Origin of the sequence: Agreia sp. VKM Ac-1783 (genome assembly GCF_900177765.1) — a bacterium.
In the GTDB taxonomy this organism is placed as follows: Bacteria; Actinomycetota; Actinomycetes; order Actinomycetales; family Microbacteriaceae; genus Agreia.
This window is the reverse complement of sequence record NZ_FXWI01000002.1, coordinates 72,070-89,899: the sequence shown is the minus strand read 5'-3', so window position 1 is coordinate 89,899 and position 17,830 is coordinate 72,070. Positions and strand designations below refer to the sequence as shown.

Sequence of the window (17,830 nt, the reverse complement as noted above, 5' to 3'; positions counted from 1 at the left end):
TTTCATTCGGCTGGTGAGCGGGTCACCGGTCGGTCAGTGCGTCTGCGGGGAAGGAAGAGCACCCTGCCACGGTACGCTCGGGTCGGGCGCCGCCGTCGGAGGCGCGCTCGACACATCGGGAACGGGCGCGGCGACGACGGGGTCGGGCTGCAGCAACGAGTTCGGCACGAGGGCCTGGTCGGCAGCGATCGGGGCATTGGCGGCGGAGGCAGGCGTGGGCGAACCGAGAACGGCTCCGTCGGAGAGTCTGAGATAGACCGTGTTTCCGTTGGCGACCATGCCGAGCGTCTGCGCGTTCTGCACCAGATTCTGAGGCGACGACAGGGCCGTCAGCTGCTCGCTCAGCGCCTGATTCGTCCGCAACAGATCCTTCAGCTTCGACTGCTGCGCTGAAACCTGGTAGGCCCCGTCGGAGAGCCCGATGGTCAACAGGAGCTGGGCGAGGGCGATGATCGCGATGCCGCCGATAGCGACCGCGGCGTAGACGATCCGAGGCCGCCGCCGCTGACGAGGCATGCTGTCCGGCGCAGGCTTGAGCCATCGACGCCGCGGTTCGATCGCGGGCGCCGATGCGGGTGAGCCGAGTCGGGAGACGGGCACGGTGGCCAGGTTGGTCATGAGGCGCTCCTGATGCGTTCGGCAGCTCGAAAACGGACAGGGGTGGCTCGAGGGTTCTCGGCCTTTTCTTCATCGGTCGCCAGTTCGGCGCCGCGGACGAGGAGCGACAGCTCTGGCTTGTGCTGCGGCAGCTCGACAGGCAGGCCGGGAGGGGCCGTGGACACGCTGAGCGACTGGAGTGCTCGTTTGACGATGCGGTCCTCGAGCGACTGGTACGACATCACGACGATGCGACCGCCGACTCGCAGCGAACCGATGGCCGCGGGGATGGCACGCTCCAGCACGCTGAGCTCCTGGTTGACCTCGATCCGCAGCGCCTGGAAGACGCGCTTGGCGGGGTGGCCTGCGCGCGACAGAGCGGCGGGCGTGGCCTGCTGAAGGAGATCGACGAGATCGGCGGATCGCACGAGAGGCTGTTCGGCGCGCCGCTGCACGATTCGTCGCGCATACCGGTCGGCCAGTTTCTCCTCGCCGTAGTCGCGGAAGATGCGACGGAGGTCGAACTCGGAATACTCGGCGAGAATCATCTCGGCCGTCAGAGGGGCATCCTGATCCATGCGCATGTCGAGAGGCGCGTCCTTCGAGTACGCGAAGCCGCGCTCGGCGCGGTCAAGTTGCATACTCGAGACGCCGAGATCGAAGAGGACGCCGTCGACCGACGGGATGCCGAGCTTCTGTAGACCGGCGTTGATCTCGTCATAGACGCAGTGCACGAGATGCACCCGATCTCCGAAGGGCTTCAGTCGACCTTCGGCGAGTGCCAGGGCCTGCAGGTCGCGGTCGAGACCAACGAGCGTGAGCTCGGGGAAGCGAGTGAGGAACGCCTCCGCGTGTCCACCGAGCCCGAGGGTGGCGTCGACGAGAACAGCGCCAGGTCGTTCGAGAGCCGGCCCCAGAACGCTGATGCAGCGCTCGAGCATGACCGGAGTGTGGATTCGTGTGACGTCTTCCATGGTGTATCGACCTGTTCGTTCTGCCTGATCCCCATCCATTCCGACCTGGCACCGGGGAAGTGTGTCAGGGCGAGGAACGGCTGGGAGTCACGCGGAACGACTAGAAGAGGCCGGGAATCACCTCCTCGTCGGTCTCGGAGAACGCGGCCTCCTGGGCGGCCAGATAGGTGTTCCAGGCTTCGGCGTCCCAGATCTCGGCCCGCGACCCGGCGCCGATGACGACCAGTTCGCGCTCGAGGCCGGCGTAGCTGCGCAGATGAGCAGGAATGCTGACGCGGTTCTGCTTGTCGGGTACAGATGCGTCGGCGCCGGAGAGGAAGACGCGCATGTAGTCACGCGCCTGCTTGCTAGTGACCGGCGCCTGCCGGATCTTGTTGTGGAGTTCTTCGAACTCGGCAGAGCTGAACACGTACACGCAGTGTTCCTGTCCGCGCGTCAGCACGACTCCGCCTTCGAGTTCATCTCTGAACTTCGCGGGAAGGATGATGCGACCTTTGTCGTCGAGTTTGGGAGCGTACGTGCCAAGGAACATCGTCCTTTCTCCCCCTCGAATCCGGCCAGGTGTTGGGTGTTCCTCCACGCTACTCCACTTCACACCACCAAACAACGAAAAACCGCGATTAAAGCCGTGAATGGGCTCCGACTTCCGCGTCAGTAAAGGAGTTGCGGCAGTGGAGGAAAATGGAGGAGTTTTGCGCTTTCGAGCGCGTCGCCATCCCATTTCGGTGCACGAGCGGGAGCTCGAGGTCGCCAGACGACAAAAAAGGGGGCCGACCCGAAGGTCGGCCCCCTTGTGTGGAGGTGTGTGGAAGAAGCGGCTTTCGGCCTACTCCTCGCGGTCCTGACGCTTGTCCCAGCGATCGTTGAGCTTGTCCATCAGATTGGTCTTGGATGCGGCGGCGCTGGGCGAAGAGCCCGTTCGTGGGCCGGATGACGGCCGCCCGGCTGACGACGACGGACGAAGGGCCAGAAGGACCCCGGCGAACATGCCCACGAAACCGACGATTCCAATGATGGGAAGGTGCGTGATCACGCCGACGATGACGACCACGAGTCCGGCGATGGCGAGAAGAATGCCGAGGACGAGAGCGCCGTAGTTGACTCTGCCTCTGCCGGCGTTGACCGCCGATACGAAATCGGCATCGTTGTGATAGAGACTGCGCTCCATCTCATCTAGAAGCTTTTGCTCCTGCTCGGAAAGCGGCATCCTATTCACCTCAGGCTCAGTCACACGCGTCGTACTTGAAGCGATTGTAGTGCTCAGCATCTGGCTAGGCTAGGCACGTGACACAAAGCACGCACCTGGTAAGCCAGGTCGACACCGAAATCGCCGAGTTTCTCGCGTCTCGTGAACCTATTCTCGTCGCTGTCGCGGACGAACTGTCCTTCTTCACCGATTTCTCCCGGGATCTTCTCAGCGGCGGCAAGCGGTTTCGCGCACGGTTCTGCATCGCCGGATGGCAGGCGACCTCAACGCTCGCCCAGGCGGAGGAAGAGACAGCCGTCATCACGCTCGCCGCGGCGCTCGAGGTATTTCACTCCGCGGCCCTGGTGCACGACGACATCATCGACAACTCGGACACGCGTCGAGGGATGCCCGCGGCTCACATTCGATTCGCCGCACTCCACCGAGACCAGAAGTTCGTCGGCTCGGCCGACACGTTCGGTCGCGCCAGCGCCATCCTGCACGGTGACCTTCTTCTGGGGTGGAGCGACGAACTCGTCGACGTGGCGCTCGACCTGTTGACCGATCGAGGCAGAGCCCGCTCGACGAGAGCGGAGTTCAACCGCATGCGCACCGAGGTCACCGTCGGGCAGTACCTCGACATCCTCGAAGAGAACGCGTGGCCGACCGTTCCCGATACAGAGACGATCCGCCGCGCGGAACGGGTCATGACCTTCAAGTCGGCGAAGTACAGCGTCGAGGCGCCGCTCGCTCTGGGCGCCCTCATCGGCGGCGCATCCGCGGCGCAACTCCAGTCTCTGCGCCGCTTCGGCCTTCCGCTCGGACTGGCGTTCCAGCTGCGAGACGATGTTCTCGGTGTCTTCGGCGATGCGGCTGTGACCGGAAAACCCGCGGGCGACGATCTGCGCGAAGGCAAACGCACGGTTCTGGTGGCGCTTGCCCGCCAGACGATGGGCGAACCTCAGCGAGAAGCATTCGACGACGCCCTCGGTCGACCCGACCTCGACGACACGACCATCGCCGATCTGCAGCAGCAGATCGAATTCAGCGGCGCACTCGAGAGCGCCGAGCGGTCGATTGCGTCATATACGACCCAGGCGCTTGACGCTCTGCGCGCCGCGGATCTCGAGAGGGAAGCCGTCGCGGAGCTGGAGCATCTCGCCCGGCTCCTCACGGAGCGCTCGTCGTGACGAGCTGATCGCTCAGGCCAGAGCCTGCGCCACCCGACGGACCTCAGCCTTCCGTCCGGCGAGCAAGGCGTCGATCGGGGCGACCCCGAGCGACTCCTCTTCTTCGAGCAACCACTTCATCGCTTCCTCGGGCACGAAACCGGAATCGAGGAGCACGATGATGGTGCCCTTCAATTCCGGCAGAGGCTCGCCGTCGCGGATGAAGACATCCGGCACGACGAGGACCTTGTCTCGGCGGATGGCGAGCAGGGAATGCTCCTCGATCATCTTGCGGACTCGACCCGGTGTGGAACCGAACATCTCGGCGACGTCGGGGATGGTCAACCAGGTTCTTGCTGGGGTGTTTTCACTCACGTGCCAAGCCTGCCACGATCGGGGCCGTCCCCGGCACCCCGGCACCGATATCGCATCGTTATGACGGACTCGCGCGGCGCGCCGATGCACCGTTGACGAGTCCCGGCATACATGGAATTCTTGACGCACGGGTGAGATGAGTATTGCGAGGTGCACGGCCGCTATGACGAGGTCGCCGAGCCGCGCACGACGAGTGCGACGCCATCCGCCTCGTTCCTTCGTCGCTGCGGTCGCACTCCCCTTTGTTCTGGTCGGACTCGTGGCTTCGAAAGTCGCAGCGTCGTCGAATCGCCGCAGAGATCGAGCCCTCACACCCGAACCCGAAAGCACACAGGCCGAGAACGTCGAGCCCGACGAACCGTCGTACCGCGTCGAATTGGGCGATACCGTCAGCGAGATCGCCATCCGTCACGGCCTCCCAACCGCCCATGTGCTGGCGCAGAACGGCCTGAGTTGGAAGACCCCCATCTTTCCAGGGCAGCTTCTGCGACTAGAACCGATCCCCGACGATCTCGAATGGCCCGCGGCCGAGACCGCCGACAAGCGCAACAGGCGTGCCGGCTGATCGTTCGCACCGGCGGCACGGCGCGTCTTCATCTTCGCGGTGTCTATCCCGACTTCCGTGCCCGCGGCTCTCTAAACTTCATTCGTGACCACCGCGCCCACTGACCCTATGATCGGACGTCTCATCGACGGTCGGTACCAGGTGCGGTCGCGCATCGCCCGGGGCGGCATGGCTACCGTCTATCTCGCGACCGACCTTCGACTCGAACGTCGCGTCGCCATCAAGATCATGCACGGCCACCTCGCCGACGAATCCAACTTCAAAGAACGCTTCGTACAAGAAGCCCGGTCGGCCGCGAGGCTGGCGCACCCCAACGTGGTCAACGTCTTCGACCAGGGCCAGGACTCGGACATGGCGTACCTGGTCATGGAGTATCTGCCGGGCATGACTCTGCGTGACCTCTTGAAAGACTATGGAACGCTCACGACCGAGCAGACCCTCGACATCATGGACGCCGTTCTCGGAGGTCTTGCGGCAGCACACAAAGCAGGAATCGTGCACCGCGATCTCAAACCCGAGAACGTGCTGCTCGCCGACGACGGCCGGATCAAGATCGGCGACTTCGGACTCTCTCGCGCGACCTCGGCCAACACGGCCACCGGCCAGGCGCTGCTCGGAACGATCGCGTACCTCTCCCCCGAGCTCCTGACCCGAGGCACGGCAGACGCACGAAGCGACATCTACGCCGCCGGCATCATGATGTACGAGATGCTCACTGGCGCTCAGCCGTTCGTCGGCGACCAGCCGATGCAGATCGCGTTCCAGCACGCCAACGATCAGGTGCCCCGCCCCAGCGCCGTGAACCCCTCGGTGCCGCGCGACCTCGACGACCTCGTGTTATGGGCGACCGCGAAGGATCCGGTCGACCGTCCGACAGATGGTCGCGCCATGCTCGAACAGCTTCGGCTCACCGAGCAGAGCATGTCCGCGACCCAGGCAGCGACGACCGGTATCCAGCGCACGGTCGTTATGCCCGCGGCGCTCAGCCCCGATATCGCGGCGGCGCAGGCGCAGACGCAGGCGTTCAGGCAGACCGGCATGACCTCAGCTCTGAACGTGCCGAAGCCGTCTACAGCGCCGCAGCGAGCCCCCCAGGCGACAGCAGCGCACAGCGCGGTCGCCTCGGCCCCCGCGGCGCGCCTCAAAGCATCGACGGCGGTACGCCGACGACGTGCGTTCTGGCTGGTGGGCATCGTCATACTCGTCGTTGCGCTGGCCGGTGGCACCGGATGGTATTTCGGAGTAGGACCGGGCGCCCAGTTGACCATCCCTTCGGTCGCCGGTCAGGCACCAGACGCTGCTCAGTCGACCCTCGAGGAGCTCGGTGTCGTGGTCACACGTGCCGATCAATCGAGCGTGACTGTTCCGGCGGGAACGGTCATCGGTACCGATCCATCGTCCGGCGCTCACGTCGCTCGCGACTCCGCAGTCTCTCTCATCGTGTCGACAGGGCCGGCACAACTGCCACTTCCCCAACTTATCGGTGCCGACAAGGCCTCGGCCGAACAGGCGATCAAACAGGCCAAGTTCACGGTGGGCAGCGAGACGCAGGTCTTCTCGAGCAACGCAGCGGCGGGAATCGTCCTCGACGCGTACAACGCCGATGGCGCGAGCCTGGCGAGCAACGGATCCACAGAGGGCGTGATCTACAGCGAGGCACAGCCTGTCTCCCTCTTGGTCTCCGCCGGCTCCATCCCTGACGTGTCCGACAAGACCGTCGATGAGGCGACAGCGACCCTGCAGGCGGTCGGCCTGTCTGCTGCCGCCGGCGAGCAGGTCTACAGCGACTCCATCGAGGAGGGCAAGGTGATCCAGGCGATCGCCCCCGCCGACACCGTCCGCCCCGGAGACACGATGTCGCTTCAGATCTCGCGCGGTCCCGAGCCGGTCGCGGTTCCAGATGTCGTCGGCAAGTCGTGGGATAAGGCAAAGGCAACACTGGAAAGTCTAGGTTTCAACCTCGATTACAGCTTTGTTGCTGACCTACGCCCCGAGGCGTTCACCGTCAGTGCCATCAATCCCGGGGTCGGAACGAGCGTTCCGCGTGGCACGAAGGTTACTGTGAACTTCGCGCTCTGATCAACTGATCGAGTTAAAGCCGAACGCTCGCGTCCGGATGCGTGAGGCATCCGGGCGCGAGCGCACCGAACCGGTCGAACGTCGTCAGGCCTTTCGAGCCTCGCCGAGTTCTTCGGCGACGAGGAACGCGAGTTCGAGAGACTGCATGTGATTGAGCCGGGGGTCGCACAGCGACTCGTACCGAGTGGCCAGATCGGCCTCGTCGATGTGCTCGGAGCCGCCGAGGCACTCCGTGACGTCGTCACCCGTGAGCTCGACATGGATGCCGCCCGGGTGCGTTCCGGCGGCGCGGTGGGATTCGAAGAATCCCTTGACCTCGTCGACGACGTCATCGAAGCGGCGGGTCTTGTAGCCCGTCGGCGTGGTCAGCCCATTGCCGTGCATCGGGTCGGTGACCCACAGTGGAGTCGCGTCAGCCGACTTGATCGTCTCGAGCAGGGGCGGCAACGCGTCGCGGATCTTGCCGGCGCCCATACGAGTGATGAACGTGAGGCGGCCGGGCTCTCTGTTCGGGTCGAGCTTGTCGATGAGCCGCAGCATGTCGTCGCCACTCGTGGTGGGGCCGAGCTTGACTCCGATCGGGTTGCGCACCCGGCTGAGGAAGTCGACGTGCGCCCCGTCGAGGTCGCGGGTACGCTCGCCGATCCAGAGGAAGTGACTCGACGTGTTGTACGGGGTTCCCGTGCGCGAATCGATGCGCGTCATGGGGCGCTCGTAATCGAAGAGCAGGGCCTCGTGGCTCACGAAGAACTCGGTGCGCTTCAGCGCCTCGAAGTCCGCACCGCAGGCGATCATGAACTTGACGGCCCGGTCGATCTCGCGGGCGAGGTGCTCGTACCTGACGTTGGCCGGGTTCGATGTGAAGCCCTTGTTCCAGTCGTGCACCTGTCGCAGGTCGGCGAAGCCGCCCTGGGTGAAGGCGCGGATCAGATTGAGGGTCGACGCCGCCGTGTGGTACCCCTGCACGAGTCGACGAGGGTCTGCCTCGCGGGACTCGGGAGTGAAGTCGTACCCATTGACGATGTCTCCGCGGTAGGCGGGCAGCGTGACGGATCCCCGTGTCTCGGTGTCGCTCGAGCGAGGCTTCGCGAACTGCCCGGCCATGCGTCCCATCTTGATGACGGGCATCGAGGCGCCGTAGGTGAGAACGACGGCCATCTGCAGCACCGTCTTGACCCGATTGCGGATCTGCTCTGCCGTCGCGCCGGAGAAGGTCTCGGCGCAGTCGCCTCCCTGAAGCAGGAACGCTTCTCCGCGGGCGGCCACAGCCAGCCTGTCTCTGAGGTTGTCGACCTCGCCGGCGAAGACGAGTGGCGGCAGGCCCGCGATCTCAGCAGATGCGGACTCTACCGCTACGCTGTCTGGCCAAGTCGGCTGCTGCTTGACCGGGAGACCTCGCCAATAGTCCAACCCGGCGATCACAGACTCATCTGCTTGAACGACCAGTTCGGTTGGATCTACCACGTGAGGGATTCCGTATCTGTTGCTTTCGAGTGTGCGGTCCAGCCAGGTGAAGGCCGTCCGCGTCAACGAACGACGCTCGTCCGTTTCTCCTTTACCGAAGTCGCGTAGACATCTGCATATTCCTGGCCCGAGAGCCGCTGCAGTTCGTACATGATCTCGTCGGTGACGCTCCGAAGGATGAATCGGTCGGATTCCAACCCCTCGAACCTAGAGAAATCTAGCGGCTGGCCGATGATGACGCCAACTCTCCTGATCTTCGGGACCTTCGTGCCGATGGCCATCACCTTGTGCGTATCGATCATCGCGACGGGAATGACGGGAACGCCGGCCTCGAGGACCATCCGCGCCACACCGGTTCGGCCCCGATACATCTTTGCGTCCGGACTCCGGGTGCCTTCCGGGTAGATACCGAGGAGGTCGCCCCGGCCCAGTACGGCGAGTCCCGTGTTCAGCGAGGCCTCCGATGCCTTGCCGCCGGACCGGTCGATCGGCAACTGACCGGTTGCGAGAAAGAAGCCCCGCACGAGAGCACCCTTGATGCCCTTGCCCGTGAAGTAGTCGCTTTTGGCGAGGAAGGACACGCGCCTCGAGAGCACGAGGGGAAGGATCACGGAGTCGATGAACGAGAGATGATTGCTAGCCAGAATGGCTCCGCCCGTGCGCGGCACGTTCTCGAGTCCTCGAATCCACGGACGGAACACCGTGAGCACGATAGGCCCGGCGATCAGGTTCTTCATGATCCAGTAGAACATCGTGTGCCTTCGGCTCAGATCTGCGCGGCGTAGAGACGTGCGAGATCGGCGGCGCCGACGACCCCCGCATCGTTGACGAGTTCGGCGATCCTGAACTCCGGTTCCGGGTGATACCCGCGAGCGGGCAGATTGTCGAGAAAAGACTGTCGGATGGGGTCGAGCAGCAGGTTTCCGGCTTGAGCGACCCCTCCACCGATCACGAACAGTTGGGGATCGAGCACAGCGGCCAGGCTGGCACTCGCCTGTCCGATCCAATGACCGAGCTCGCGAAGGGCCGCGAGGGCGCCGGGGTCGCCCGTCTGGATGAGTTCGCTCACCTCGTGGCCCGTCAACACGCCGACACGAGTCCGAGCGGCCGCCAGAGCGATGCCGATGCCGCCGGCATCCGCCAACTCGTTCGAGTAGCGCAGGAGCGCTCGGCCAGAGCCATACTGCTCGATGCAGCCGCGGGCACCGCATCCACAGGGAAGCCCGTCGGGAACGACGCGCATGTGGCCCAACTCTGCCGCCGCGCCGAAGCCACCGCGGAACATGCGATCAGAGGAGACGATGGCTCCCCCGACCCCCGTTCCGATGGTGAGCATGCACATGTCGCTGACCAGGCGGCCCGCGCCGTAGCGGAACTCGGCCCATCCCGCCGCATTCGCATCGTTCTCGATGATGACGCGATAGGGCACGCGCCGCTCGAGCTTTTCGCGGAACGGTTCGTTGCGGTAGCTGATGTTCGGGGCGTAGTACACCGTCGACTGAGCAGCATCGATGAATCCGGCGGCGGCCACGCCGACCGCGGCGACGTCGTAGCCGTCTGCGAGCTCGGTGATCATCGCGACGACCGAGTCCTCGATGTTCTGGATGTCGACGGCCTGGGTGGGTCGTCGGTCGAATCGCACGATCTGCCCGAGGTCGTCGACCAACGCGCCAGCGATCTTCGTTCCGCCGATGTCGATGCCGATGGCGTGCATGAAACCCGTGTCCTTCCACGTCGACGGCCGCTGGGGCGAGGACGTCGCTTGCGATGCGCGTTCCGACAAACGGTCGAGTGCGCCAAGTAGAGTGTAGTTATCCGGCGCCATCCAGCACCATTTGACCGGAGCATCGGCCTCAAGCGCCGACGAGCACATTGACCTGTTGACAAAGGAGTTGACGTGGAAGAATTCTCTGTACCCGCCGTCGTGAAGGCCGACCCCGACGCGAACGTCACCGACCTGCTGCTCGCTCGAGCAGCGGCGACACCGGATGCGCCACTGTTCGCCATCCCCGACGGAGATGACGGCTGGAGCGAGATCACCGTGGCCGAGTTCCTGCATCGCGTTCGTGCGACGGCCAAGGGACTCATCGCCCGCGGCATCAAACCGGGCGACAAGATCGGTTTCATGTGCAAAACGCGGTACGAGTGGACGGTCGTCGATTTCGCCACGTGGTTCGCGGGAGCGATCCTTGTTCCGATCTACGAGACCTCGTCGCCCAGCCAGGTGCAGTGGAATCTCAGCGACTCGGGCGCCGTCGCCGTGATCCTCGAAACCGCCGACCACTTCGCCAAGTTCGACGAGGTTCACCCCGACCTCCCGCTGATCGACCGGGTCTGGCAGATCGATCTCGGCGACCTCGACAAGATCGTCTCCTCCGGCACCGGTGTCAGCGACGAGGCGCTCGAGGAGGCACGCTCCCTCGCCAAAGGCAGCGATCTGGCCACGCTCATCTACACCTCGGGAACGACCGGGCGGCCGAAGGGGTGCATCTTGACGCACTCCAACTTCGTCGAGCTGAGTCGCAACGCCGGGGTCGTGATGCAGGAGATGCTCGGGCCGGGCGCATCCACGCTGCTGTTCATCACCACGGCGCACATCTTCGCCCGGTTCATCTCGGTGCTCTGCGTGCACGCCGGTGTGAAGGTGGGTCACCAGCCCGACACCAAGAAGCTGCTGACCTCACTCGCAAGCTTCCGACCGACCTTCCTCCTCGCCGTGCCGCGAGTCTTCGAGAAGGTCTACAACTCCTCCGAGCAGAAGGCGGAGACAGGAGGAAAGGGTGCCATCTTCCGCAAGGCCGCCGCGGCCGCGATCGAGCACTCGGTCGCCCTGGATGCCGGCAAGGTCCCTCTCGGCCTGCGACTGAGATTCGCTCTCTTCGATCGTCTCGTGCTCTCGAAGATCCGCCAGGCCATGGGCGGTCGCGTGCAGTACGCCGTATCGGGCTCGGCCCCCCTCGGCCACCGTCTCGGCCACTTCTACCGCAGCCTGGGCATCAAGATCCTCGAGGGCTACGGTCTCACCGAGACGACCGCGCCCGCGACCGTCAACCTCGTGTCGAAGTTCAAGATCGGCACCGTCGGCCCTGCGCTCCCGGGAGTGGGAGTCCGGATCGCCGACGACGGCGAGATCCAGGTCACCGGCGTCAACGTGTTCGCCGGGTACTGGAACAACGAGGAGGCGACCCGGGAGGCGATGGATGGCGTCTGGTTCAAGACCGGCGACATCGGCGCGTTCGACTCCGACGGCTTCCTCACCATCACCGGCCGCAAGAAGGAGATCATCGTGACCGCGGCCGGCAAGAACGTCGCGCCGGCCGTTCTCGAGGATCCGATCCGCGCGAATCCTCTTGTGGGGCAGGTGATCGTGGTCGGCGATCAGAAGCCCTTCATCTCTGCGCTGATCACGCTCGATCCCGAGATGCTTCCTGTCTGGCTCGCCAACAACGGCCAGCCATCCGACCTCTCGCTTGCCGACGCCGCCCAGAACCCTGCCGTGCTCGCCGAGATCCAGCGCGCGGTCGACCAGGCGAACAGCACTGTTTCGCGAGCCGAGTCCATCCGCAAGTTCGTGGTGCTGAGCAACGACTTGACCGAGGACTCGGGTCATCTGACTCCGAAGCTCACGATCAAGCGACACGTGATCATGAAGGATTTCGCCGACGACGTCGAGCGTATCTATCAGGCTGCGCCCGCCACCGAGGGCCAGTCGCTCATTCTCTGACCCCACCACCGGGGCTCGCCCCTCAAGCTTCCGATTCACTGACAACCCGCCCGTTTGGTCGGTGTTGTCCAGCGCGCTCGTGAATCATCTTCTTAGACGATCGTCTAGGAAGGTGAGCGAGGATGGACGAGTCCGAGAACCGAGTTGTACACAACGCGATCTGTCACGTCCCCAACGTCGACGAGCCACTCGTGATGGAGTGCGACTGCCTGATCGGTCACGACCATCTCGGAAGCTACTCTCTCAGCGCCGACCTCGCCCACTCCCTGACGAGCTTCATCAGACGAACCGCCGCGGCGCGCCGCCGACGCGGCTGACCACTCAGCAAGGGAGACCACCATGTCACGCATCCGCACCACGACAGAGTCGACGGCTCGGCACACCGGCGTACCCCGCGCCCTCGCCGGCGCAGTGATTCTCGGCCTCGCCTTCACGGGCGCGGTCGGATCCGCCCAGGGCGCTACGGCGGCCACAATGACTTCCGCCACCGCGCAGACGTCGTCGGTCACCGGCTCAGCAGAGCACCGTTCCGCCGACGCGGACGCGCTCGATCCGATCGGGTCACTCGTGGCACAACGGCTCGCCCTCGCCGAGCCCGTCGCCCAGTCGAAGTGGCTGAGCGGAAAGCCCATCACGGATGCCGTACGAGAGCAGGCCGTCGTCGACGAAGCTGTGGCTCTCGCCACGAAGGACGGCGTCGACCCGGCTCTCGTGGAGCGCGTCATCCGTGCGCAGATCGCCGCCAGCAAGGTGGTGCAGAACGGCCTGTTCACCGCGTGGAAGCACAATGTCGAGACGCCTCCCACGACCGCTCCTGACCTCACGACGATTCGCCCCCAATTGGACTCGATCGACACCGCGCTCGTGACGGCCATCGGCGACGCATCCGTCGTGGCGAACGACTCGAGATGTTCACACGCCGTCGATGCAGAGCGCGACCGAACGTATCCGGGCATGGATTCGCTCGAGCGCAAGGCCGTGAGAGTAGCCTGGGCGTCTTTCTGCGCGAGCTGACCTGGCACTCCGCGGTCGCACCCCACGCTGAAGGCGACGCTCGATCTCCGTATAATTGGCCTTTTGCAGAGATCCGGACAGCGGCAGAGGAGGCTCATGAATCGCCGAGTACAAGCGATGGAGGCCTCGAAGGCTGCCATCATCGAGGCAGCGGGGCGGCAGTTCGGCACCTTCGGGTACGAGGCGACGACCTTCTCTCGCGTTGCTGAGGCGATGGGCAAGCCGAAGTCCGCCATCGGATACCATCTGTTCCCCTCGAAGCTCGCACTCGCGACCGCCGTGATCGAACAGCAACAGCACCGGTGGAAGAGCCTCTACGAGCGGCTGCCTCAGCAGCCGGGACTCGAACGGCTCACGGCCTTTCTTCTGACAACGTCTCTCGACGCTCGCTCGTGCCCGATAGCGGGAGGCGCGACGCGACTGCTTCACGAACTCCTCGAGGCCAAAATCGAGGTGCCTCGTGAGTTCGATTGGGCCGCGGTCGTCAGGCAACAGCTCGAACTCGCGGTAAGCGACTCTGGCGGCAACCCCGAGGATCTGCCCGACCGGACCGTCGCCCTGCTCCTCAGCGCCACGTTCGGGCTCTGGGGCGGGTCGATGACGGTGAGCGCCGACGAGTTCGAGATTCGACTCAAGTCGCTGTGGGCGCCGCTCTTCGAATCGTGGGGCATCTCAGACGCGGCAGAACGCGTCGAGCGAGTGAGCGCCCTAGACACGACAGAGATCGACCACCCCACGCCCGATCCTGACGCGGCCTAGAACCAGTCGGACTCTCGAACCTGCTTCATGGCCTCTCGCCGGGCCGGCTTGTCGAGCCGATCCAGGTAGAGCAGTCCGTCGAGGTGGTCGGTCTCGTGCTGAAGAGCCTGGGCCATCACGCCGGTACCCGAGACCTCGATGTCATTGCCGTCGAGGTCGATGCCCGTCGCGCGCGCGAACGGATGCCGGAGAGTGGGGAACCACAGCCCGGGTACCGAGAGACACCCCTCGTCGACGAGCTCGGGCTCGCCGGACAGCTCGACGAGCGTGGGGTTGAGGATGTACCCGACCTTTCCGTCGACGTTGTAGCTGAACGCACGCAGGTTGACGCCGATCTGCGACGCGGCCACGCCCGCGCGCCCCGGCAGACGCACGCTGTCTAGCAGGTCTTCTACGAGACCTCGGATGCGATCGTCGATCTCGGTCACAGGATCGGAGACGGTCTTCAGAACAGGGTCACCGAAGAGGCGGATCTCGCGCGCGCTCACTGGGCGGCCACCACGACGAGAAGGTCGCCTGCTTCGACCTGTTGCGTCACGGGGATCGCGACACGACTGACCCTCCCCGCGATGGGGGCTGTGATGGCAGCCTCCATCTTCATCGCCTCGATGGTCGCGACCGACTCCCCCGCCGCCACGACGGAACCCTCGGCGACCTTCAGCGTCACCACGCCCGAGAACGGAGCGGCAACCTGACCGGGCTTCGACGGATCGGCCTTCTCGGCCGCTGTGGTCTCGACGGTGATGCTGCGGTCTCTGACGAACACCGGGCGGAGTTGCCCGTTGAGTATGGTCATGACCGTACGCATACCCTTGTCGTCGGCCGTGCCGATCGCCTCGAGGCCGACGTAGAGCTTGACGCCCTTATCGATCTCGACGACGTTCTCGACGCCCTGGCGGAGGCCGTAGAGATAATCGACCGTATCGACCACCGACAGGTCGCCGTACTGCTCGCGCACCTGCTCGAAGGCCTTCGTCGGCCCGGCGAACAGCAATCTGTTCAGCGTCGACCTGATCGCCGCGCTGTCGTCGCCCGCCAGGGTGTCGGCGTCGGCCTGTTCGAGCGGGGTGACCCCGATCTTCACCTCGCGGCCCTTCAGGACCTTGGTGCGGAACGGCTCCGGCCATCCGCCCGGAAGCTCGCCGAGCTCGCCCGCCATGAACCCGATCACCGAGTCGGGGATGTCGTAGTTCTGCGGGTTCTGTTCGAAGTCCTCCGGGTCGGCCTTGACAGCGGCGAGGTGCAGGGCGAGATCGCCCACGACCTTCGACGATGGCGTGACCTTCGGCACGCGACCGAGAATCTTGTTCGCCGCGGCGTACAGGTCTTCGATGCGTTCGAAGTCGTCGGCGAGCCCGAGCGCGATCGCCTGCTGGCGCAGGTTCGACAGCTGGCCGCCAGGGATCTCGTGGCTGTACACCCGCCCCGTGGGACCGGCGAGACCCGACTCGAACGGGCGGTACACCGTGCGCACGGCCTCCCAATAAGGCTCGAGGTCGAGTACGGAGCGAAGCGAGATGCCGGTATCGCGGTCGGTGTGCGCGAGCGCGGCGACGAGACTGGATGCCGACGGCTGGCTCGTCGTGCCGGCCATCGGAGCGCTCGCCACGTCGACCGCATCGGCACCTGCCCGGCTCGCAGCGAGGAGCGTAGCCAACTGGCCGCCCGGAGTGTCATGGGTGTGCACATGCACGGGTAGATCGAAGTTGGCGCGGAAGGCCGTGACCAACTTCTCGGCCGCGGCCGGACGCAGGAGGCCAGCCATGTCTTTGATCGCGAGCACGTGCGCGCCCGATTCCACGATCTGCTCCGCCAGCCGCAGGTAGTAGTCGAGGGTGTAGAGATCTTCTGCCGGGTCGAGCAGATCGCCGGTGTAGCAGACTGCCACCTCGGCGACGGCATGGCCCGTCTCGAGCACCGAGTCGATGGCGGGGCGCATCTGTCCGACATCGTTGAGCGCGTCGAAGATGCGGAAGATGTCGACGCCGGTCTTGGCTGCCTCGCGCACGAAGGCGTCGGTGACCTCGGTCGGGTATGGGGTGTACCCCACCGTGTTGCGCCCCCTCAGCAGCATCTGCAGGGCGACGTTCGGAACCGCTTCCCGCAGCGAGGCGAGGCGCTCCCACGGGTCTTCTCCCAAGAATCTGAGCGCGACGTCGTACGTCGCGCCACCCCAGGCTTCGACAGACAGAAGCTCGGGCGTCATACGAGCGACGTAGGGCGCGACCGCGAGCAGGTCTCGCGTGCGCACGCGGGTGGCCAGAAGCGACTGATGCGCGTCGCGGAACGTGGTCTCTGTCACCGCGAGAGCAGTCTGTGCGCGAAGGGCGCGTGCGAAGCCCTGCGGTCCGAGCTCGAGAAGCCGCTGCCTCGAACCGCTCGGCGCGGGAGCATCGAGATCGATCGCGGGAAGTTTGTCGAGAGGATTCACGCTCGACAGACGAGCACCGTTGGGCTGGTTGACCGTCACATCCGCGAGCCAGTTGAGGATCTTGGTTCCCCTGTCTTTCGAGACATGGCCTCGAAGCAGTTCGGGACGCTCATCGATGAACGAGGTGCTCAGGTCGCCCGCTTCGAAGCTCGGGTCTTCGAGTACGGCCTGCAAGAAGGGGATGTTGGTGGAGACCCCGCGAATGCGGAACTCGGCAAGGGCCCGTTTGGAGCGTCGGACGGCGGCCGAGAAGTCGCGGCCTCGGCAGGTGAGCTTCGCCAGCATCGAGTCGAAGTGGGGGCTGATCTGCGCGCCCGGGTTGATGGTTCCGCCGTCGAGCCGGATGCCGGCGCCTCCCGGTGACCGATATGTCGTGATCTTTCCGGTGTCGGGTCGGAACCCGGCGGTCGGGTCTTCGGTCGTGATCCGGCACTGCAGTGCCGCACCGCGAAGCACGATGCTGTCTTGCGACAGCCCCATCTCGGCGAGCGTGACGCCGGAAGCGATGAGCATCTGCGACTGCACGAGGTCTACGTCGGTGACCTCTTCTGTAACCGTGTGCTCGACCTGGATGCGCGGGTTCATCTCGATGAAGACGTGTTCACCCGCGCGGTCCCCCACTGTGTCTACGAGGAATTCGACCGTGCCGGCATTCACATATCCGATCGATCGCGCGAAGGCGATCGCGTCTCGGTGCAGGGCCTCGCGCAGTTCGTCGCTGATGTTCGGCGCCGGTGCGATCTCGATGACCTTCTGGTTGCGCCGTTGAACCGAACAGTCGCGCTCGAAGAGGTGCAGAGTCTCCCCCGTCGCGTCGGCAAGGATCTGTACCTCGATGTGCCTCGGGCGCAGGACCGCCTGCTCGAGGAACATGGTGGAGTCGCCGAACGCGCTGTCGGCCTCCCGCATAGCCGCCTCGAGCGCTTCTCTCAACTCGGCCTTCGACTCGACCCTGCGCATCCCCCGACCGCCGCCGCCGGCGACCGCTTTTGCAAAGAGGGGGAAGCCGATGTCGTCGGCCCCGGCCAGAAGCACATCGAGATCCCGTGAGGCAGGAGTGGATCGGAGCACGGGCACACCCGCCGCGATCGCGTGGTCTTTTGCCGTGACCTTGTTTCCGGCCATCTCGAGAACGTGAGAGCCCGGGCCGATGAAGGTGATCCCCGCCGCGCGGGCGGCTTCGGCGAGTTCGGGATTCTCGGAGAGGAAACCGTAGCCGGGGTAGATGGCGTCGGCGCCACTCTCGAGGGCGACACGAATGATCTCGCCCACATCGAGGTACGCACGCACAGGGTGGCCGATCTCGCCGATCTGGTACGCCTCGTCGGCCTTGAGCCGATGCATGCTGTTTCGGTCTTCGTAGGGGAAGACCGCGACGGTCTTCGCGCCGAGTTCATACGCCGCACGGAATGCCCTGATGGCGATCTCTCCACGGTTGGCGACGAGAATCTTGGAGAACATGGGGGCCTTTCACAAATACGTGCGCATAAAGC

The 17,830-nt window shown here is 64.9% G+C and carries 17 protein-coding genes; 7 read left to right on the top strand and 10 right to left on the bottom strand.

Annotated elements, in window-relative coordinates:
* Nucleotides 1–33 precede the first annotated feature (33 nt).
* The 4 genes from CCK87_RS05450 to CCK87_RS05435 all read right to left on the bottom strand — a co-directional run bounded on the left by CCK87_RS05450 (nt 34) and on the right by CCK87_RS05435 (nt 2,778).
* On the bottom strand, nt 34–618 hold the full coding sequence (locus CCK87_RS05450) for a hypothetical protein (RefSeq protein ID WP_086460474.1): 585 nt from the start codon (nt 616–618) through the stop codon (nt 34–36).
* On the bottom strand, nt 615–1,571 hold the full coding sequence (rsmH, locus tag CCK87_RS05445; protein WP_086460473.1) for a 16S rRNA (cytosine(1402)-N(4))-methyltransferase RsmH: 957 nt from the start codon (nt 1,569–1,571) through the stop codon (nt 615–617). Before rsmH ends, CCK87_RS05450 begins: the two co-directional genes overlap by 4 nt.
* Before the next feature lie 100 nt (nt 1,572–1,671).
* The gene (mraZ, locus tag CCK87_RS05440) at nt 1,672–2,103 is read right to left on the bottom strand and encodes a division/cell wall cluster transcriptional repressor MraZ (RefSeq protein WP_055928434.1); all 432 of its coding nucleotides are present in this window, start codon (nt 2,101–2,103) and stop codon (nt 1,672–1,674) included.
* A 294-nt stretch (nt 2,104–2,397) separates the two neighbouring features.
* Nucleotides 2,398–2,778 (bottom strand): DUF3040 domain-containing protein, encoded by a 381-nt coding sequence (locus CCK87_RS05435; protein WP_086460472.1) that lies wholly within the window; start codon nt 2,776–2,778, stop codon nt 2,398–2,400.
* A 77-nt stretch (nt 2,779–2,855) separates the two neighbouring features.
* Here CCK87_RS05435 and CCK87_RS05430 point away from each other — a divergent pair, with 77 nt between their 5' ends.
* The gene (locus tag CCK87_RS05430) at nt 2,856–3,947 is read left to right on the top strand and encodes a polyprenyl synthetase family protein (RefSeq protein ID WP_086460471.1); all 1,092 of its coding nucleotides are present in this window, start codon (nt 2,856–2,858) and stop codon (nt 3,945–3,947) included.
* 12 nt (nt 3,948–3,959) lie between these two features.
* Here CCK87_RS05430 and CCK87_RS05425 read toward each other — a convergent pair whose 3' ends face one another.
* Complete coding sequence (locus CCK87_RS05425; RefSeq protein WP_349289987.1) at nt 3,960–4,301, bottom strand: Rv2175c family DNA-binding protein; 342 nt, start codon at nt 4,299–4,301, stop codon at nt 3,960–3,962.
* Nucleotides 4,302–4,560: 259 nt separating this feature from the next.
* On the opposite strand from CCK87_RS05425, the gene CCK87_RS18670 reads away from it, so the two are divergent.
* Nucleotides 4,561–4,866 (top strand): LysM domain-containing protein, encoded by a 306-nt coding sequence (locus CCK87_RS18670; RefSeq protein WP_349289986.1) that lies wholly within the window; start codon nt 4,561–4,563, stop codon nt 4,864–4,866.
* A gap of 84 nt (nt 4,867–4,950) precedes the next feature.
* Entirely contained in the window at nt 4,951–6,945 is a 1,995-nt protein-coding gene (gene pknB / locus CCK87_RS05415) for a Stk1 family PASTA domain-containing Ser/Thr kinase (RefSeq protein ID WP_086460469.1), read from the top strand.
* A gap of 84 nt (nt 6,946–7,029) precedes the next feature.
* Here pknB and CCK87_RS05410 read toward each other — a convergent pair whose 3' ends face one another.
* The 3 genes from CCK87_RS05410 to CCK87_RS05400 form a co-directional block, all read right to left on the bottom strand.
* Nucleotides 7,030–8,367, bottom strand: a complete 1,338-nt coding sequence (locus tag CCK87_RS05410) for a class II 3-deoxy-7-phosphoheptulonate synthase (RefSeq protein ID WP_086461179.1) — start codon at nt 8,365–8,367, stop codon at nt 7,030–7,032.
* 104 nt (nt 8,368–8,471) lie between these two features.
* Nucleotides 8,472–9,161: a lysophospholipid acyltransferase family protein gene (locus CCK87_RS05405; RefSeq protein WP_086460468.1), complete on the bottom strand. Its 690-nt coding sequence runs from the start codon at nt 9,159–9,161 to the stop codon at nt 8,472–8,474.
* Nucleotides 9,162–9,175: 14 nt separating this feature from the next.
* Entirely contained in the window at nt 9,176–10,123 is a 948-nt protein-coding gene (locus CCK87_RS05400; RefSeq protein WP_086460467.1) for an ROK family glucokinase, read from the bottom strand.
* 183 nt (nt 10,124–10,306) lie between these two features.
* Here CCK87_RS05400 and CCK87_RS05395 point away from each other — a divergent pair, with 183 nt between their 5' ends.
* The 4 genes from CCK87_RS05395 to CCK87_RS05380 all read left to right on the top strand — a co-directional run bounded on the left by CCK87_RS05395 (nt 10,307) and on the right by CCK87_RS05380 (nt 13,906).
* A complete protein-coding gene (locus CCK87_RS05395) occupies nt 10,307–12,133 on the top strand; it encodes an AMP-dependent synthetase/ligase (protein ID WP_086460466.1) in 1,827 nt (608 codons plus the stop codon).
* 122 nt (nt 12,134–12,255) lie between these two features.
* A complete protein-coding gene (locus CCK87_RS05390) occupies nt 12,256–12,450 on the top strand; it encodes a hypothetical protein (RefSeq protein ID WP_086460465.1) in 195 nt (64 codons plus the stop codon).
* A 22-nt stretch (nt 12,451–12,472) separates the two neighbouring features.
* Nucleotides 12,473–13,147: a gamma subclass chorismate mutase AroQ gene (gene aroQ / locus CCK87_RS05385; RefSeq protein WP_086460464.1), complete on the top strand. Its 675-nt coding sequence runs from the start codon at nt 12,473–12,475 to the stop codon at nt 13,145–13,147.
* Nucleotides 13,148–13,243: 96 nt separating this feature from the next.
* Nucleotides 13,244–13,906 (top strand): helix-turn-helix domain-containing protein, encoded by a 663-nt coding sequence (locus CCK87_RS05380; RefSeq protein WP_086460463.1) that lies wholly within the window; start codon nt 13,244–13,246, stop codon nt 13,904–13,906.
* On the opposite strand, the gene CCK87_RS05375 is transcribed toward CCK87_RS05380, so the two are convergent.
* Nucleotides 13,903–14,394, bottom strand: coding sequence for a peptide deformylase (locus CCK87_RS05375; protein ID WP_086460462.1), 492 nt, complete (start codon nt 14,392–14,394; stop codon nt 13,903–13,905). The two genes, CCK87_RS05380 and CCK87_RS05375, sit on opposite strands and share 4 nt — an antisense overlap.
* Complete coding sequence (locus CCK87_RS05370; protein WP_086460461.1) at nt 14,391–17,798, bottom strand: pyruvate carboxylase; 3,408 nt, start codon at nt 17,796–17,798, stop codon at nt 14,391–14,393. Before CCK87_RS05370 ends, CCK87_RS05375 begins: the two co-directional genes overlap by 4 nt.
* Nucleotides 17,799–17,830: the final 32 nt, after the last annotated feature.

Excerpts from the sequence above, each read along its gene's own strand:
- CCK87_RS05370 (WP_086460461.1), bottom strand. The coding sequence starts at position 17,798 with ATGTTCTCCAAGATTCTCGTCGCCAACCGTGGAGAGATCGCCATCAGG.
- CCK87_RS05405 (WP_086460468.1), bottom strand. The coding sequence starts at position 9,161 with ATGTTCTACTGGATCATGAAGAACCTGATCGCCGGGCCTATCGTGCTC.
- CCK87_RS05390 (WP_086460465.1), top strand. The coding sequence starts at position 12,256 with ATGGACGAGTCCGAGAACCGAGTTGTACACAACGCGATCTGTCACGTC.
- aroQ (WP_086460464.1), top strand. The coding sequence starts at position 12,473 with ATGTCACGCATCCGCACCACGACAGAGTCGACGGCTCGGCACACCGGC.
- CCK87_RS05400 (WP_086460467.1), bottom strand. The coding sequence starts at position 10,123 with ATGCACGCCATCGGCATCGACATCGGCGGAACGAAGATCGCTGGCGCG.
- CCK87_RS05450 (WP_086460474.1), bottom strand. The coding sequence starts at position 618 with ATGACCAACCTGGCCACCGTGCCCGTCTCCCGACTCGGCTCACCCGCA.
- mraZ (WP_055928434.1), bottom strand. The coding sequence starts at position 2,103 with ATGTTCCTTGGCACGTACGCTCCCAAACTCGACGACAAAGGTCGCATC.
- CCK87_RS05435 (WP_086460472.1), bottom strand. The coding sequence starts at position 2,778 with ATGCCGCTTTCCGAGCAGGAGCAAAAGCTTCTAGATGAGATGGAGCGC.
- CCK87_RS05380 (WP_086460463.1), top strand. The coding sequence starts at position 13,244 with ATGAATCGCCGAGTACAAGCGATGGAGGCCTCGAAGGCTGCCATCATC.
- rsmH (WP_086460473.1), bottom strand. The coding sequence starts at position 1,571 with ATGGAAGACGTCACACGAATCCACACTCCGGTCATGCTCGAGCGCTGC.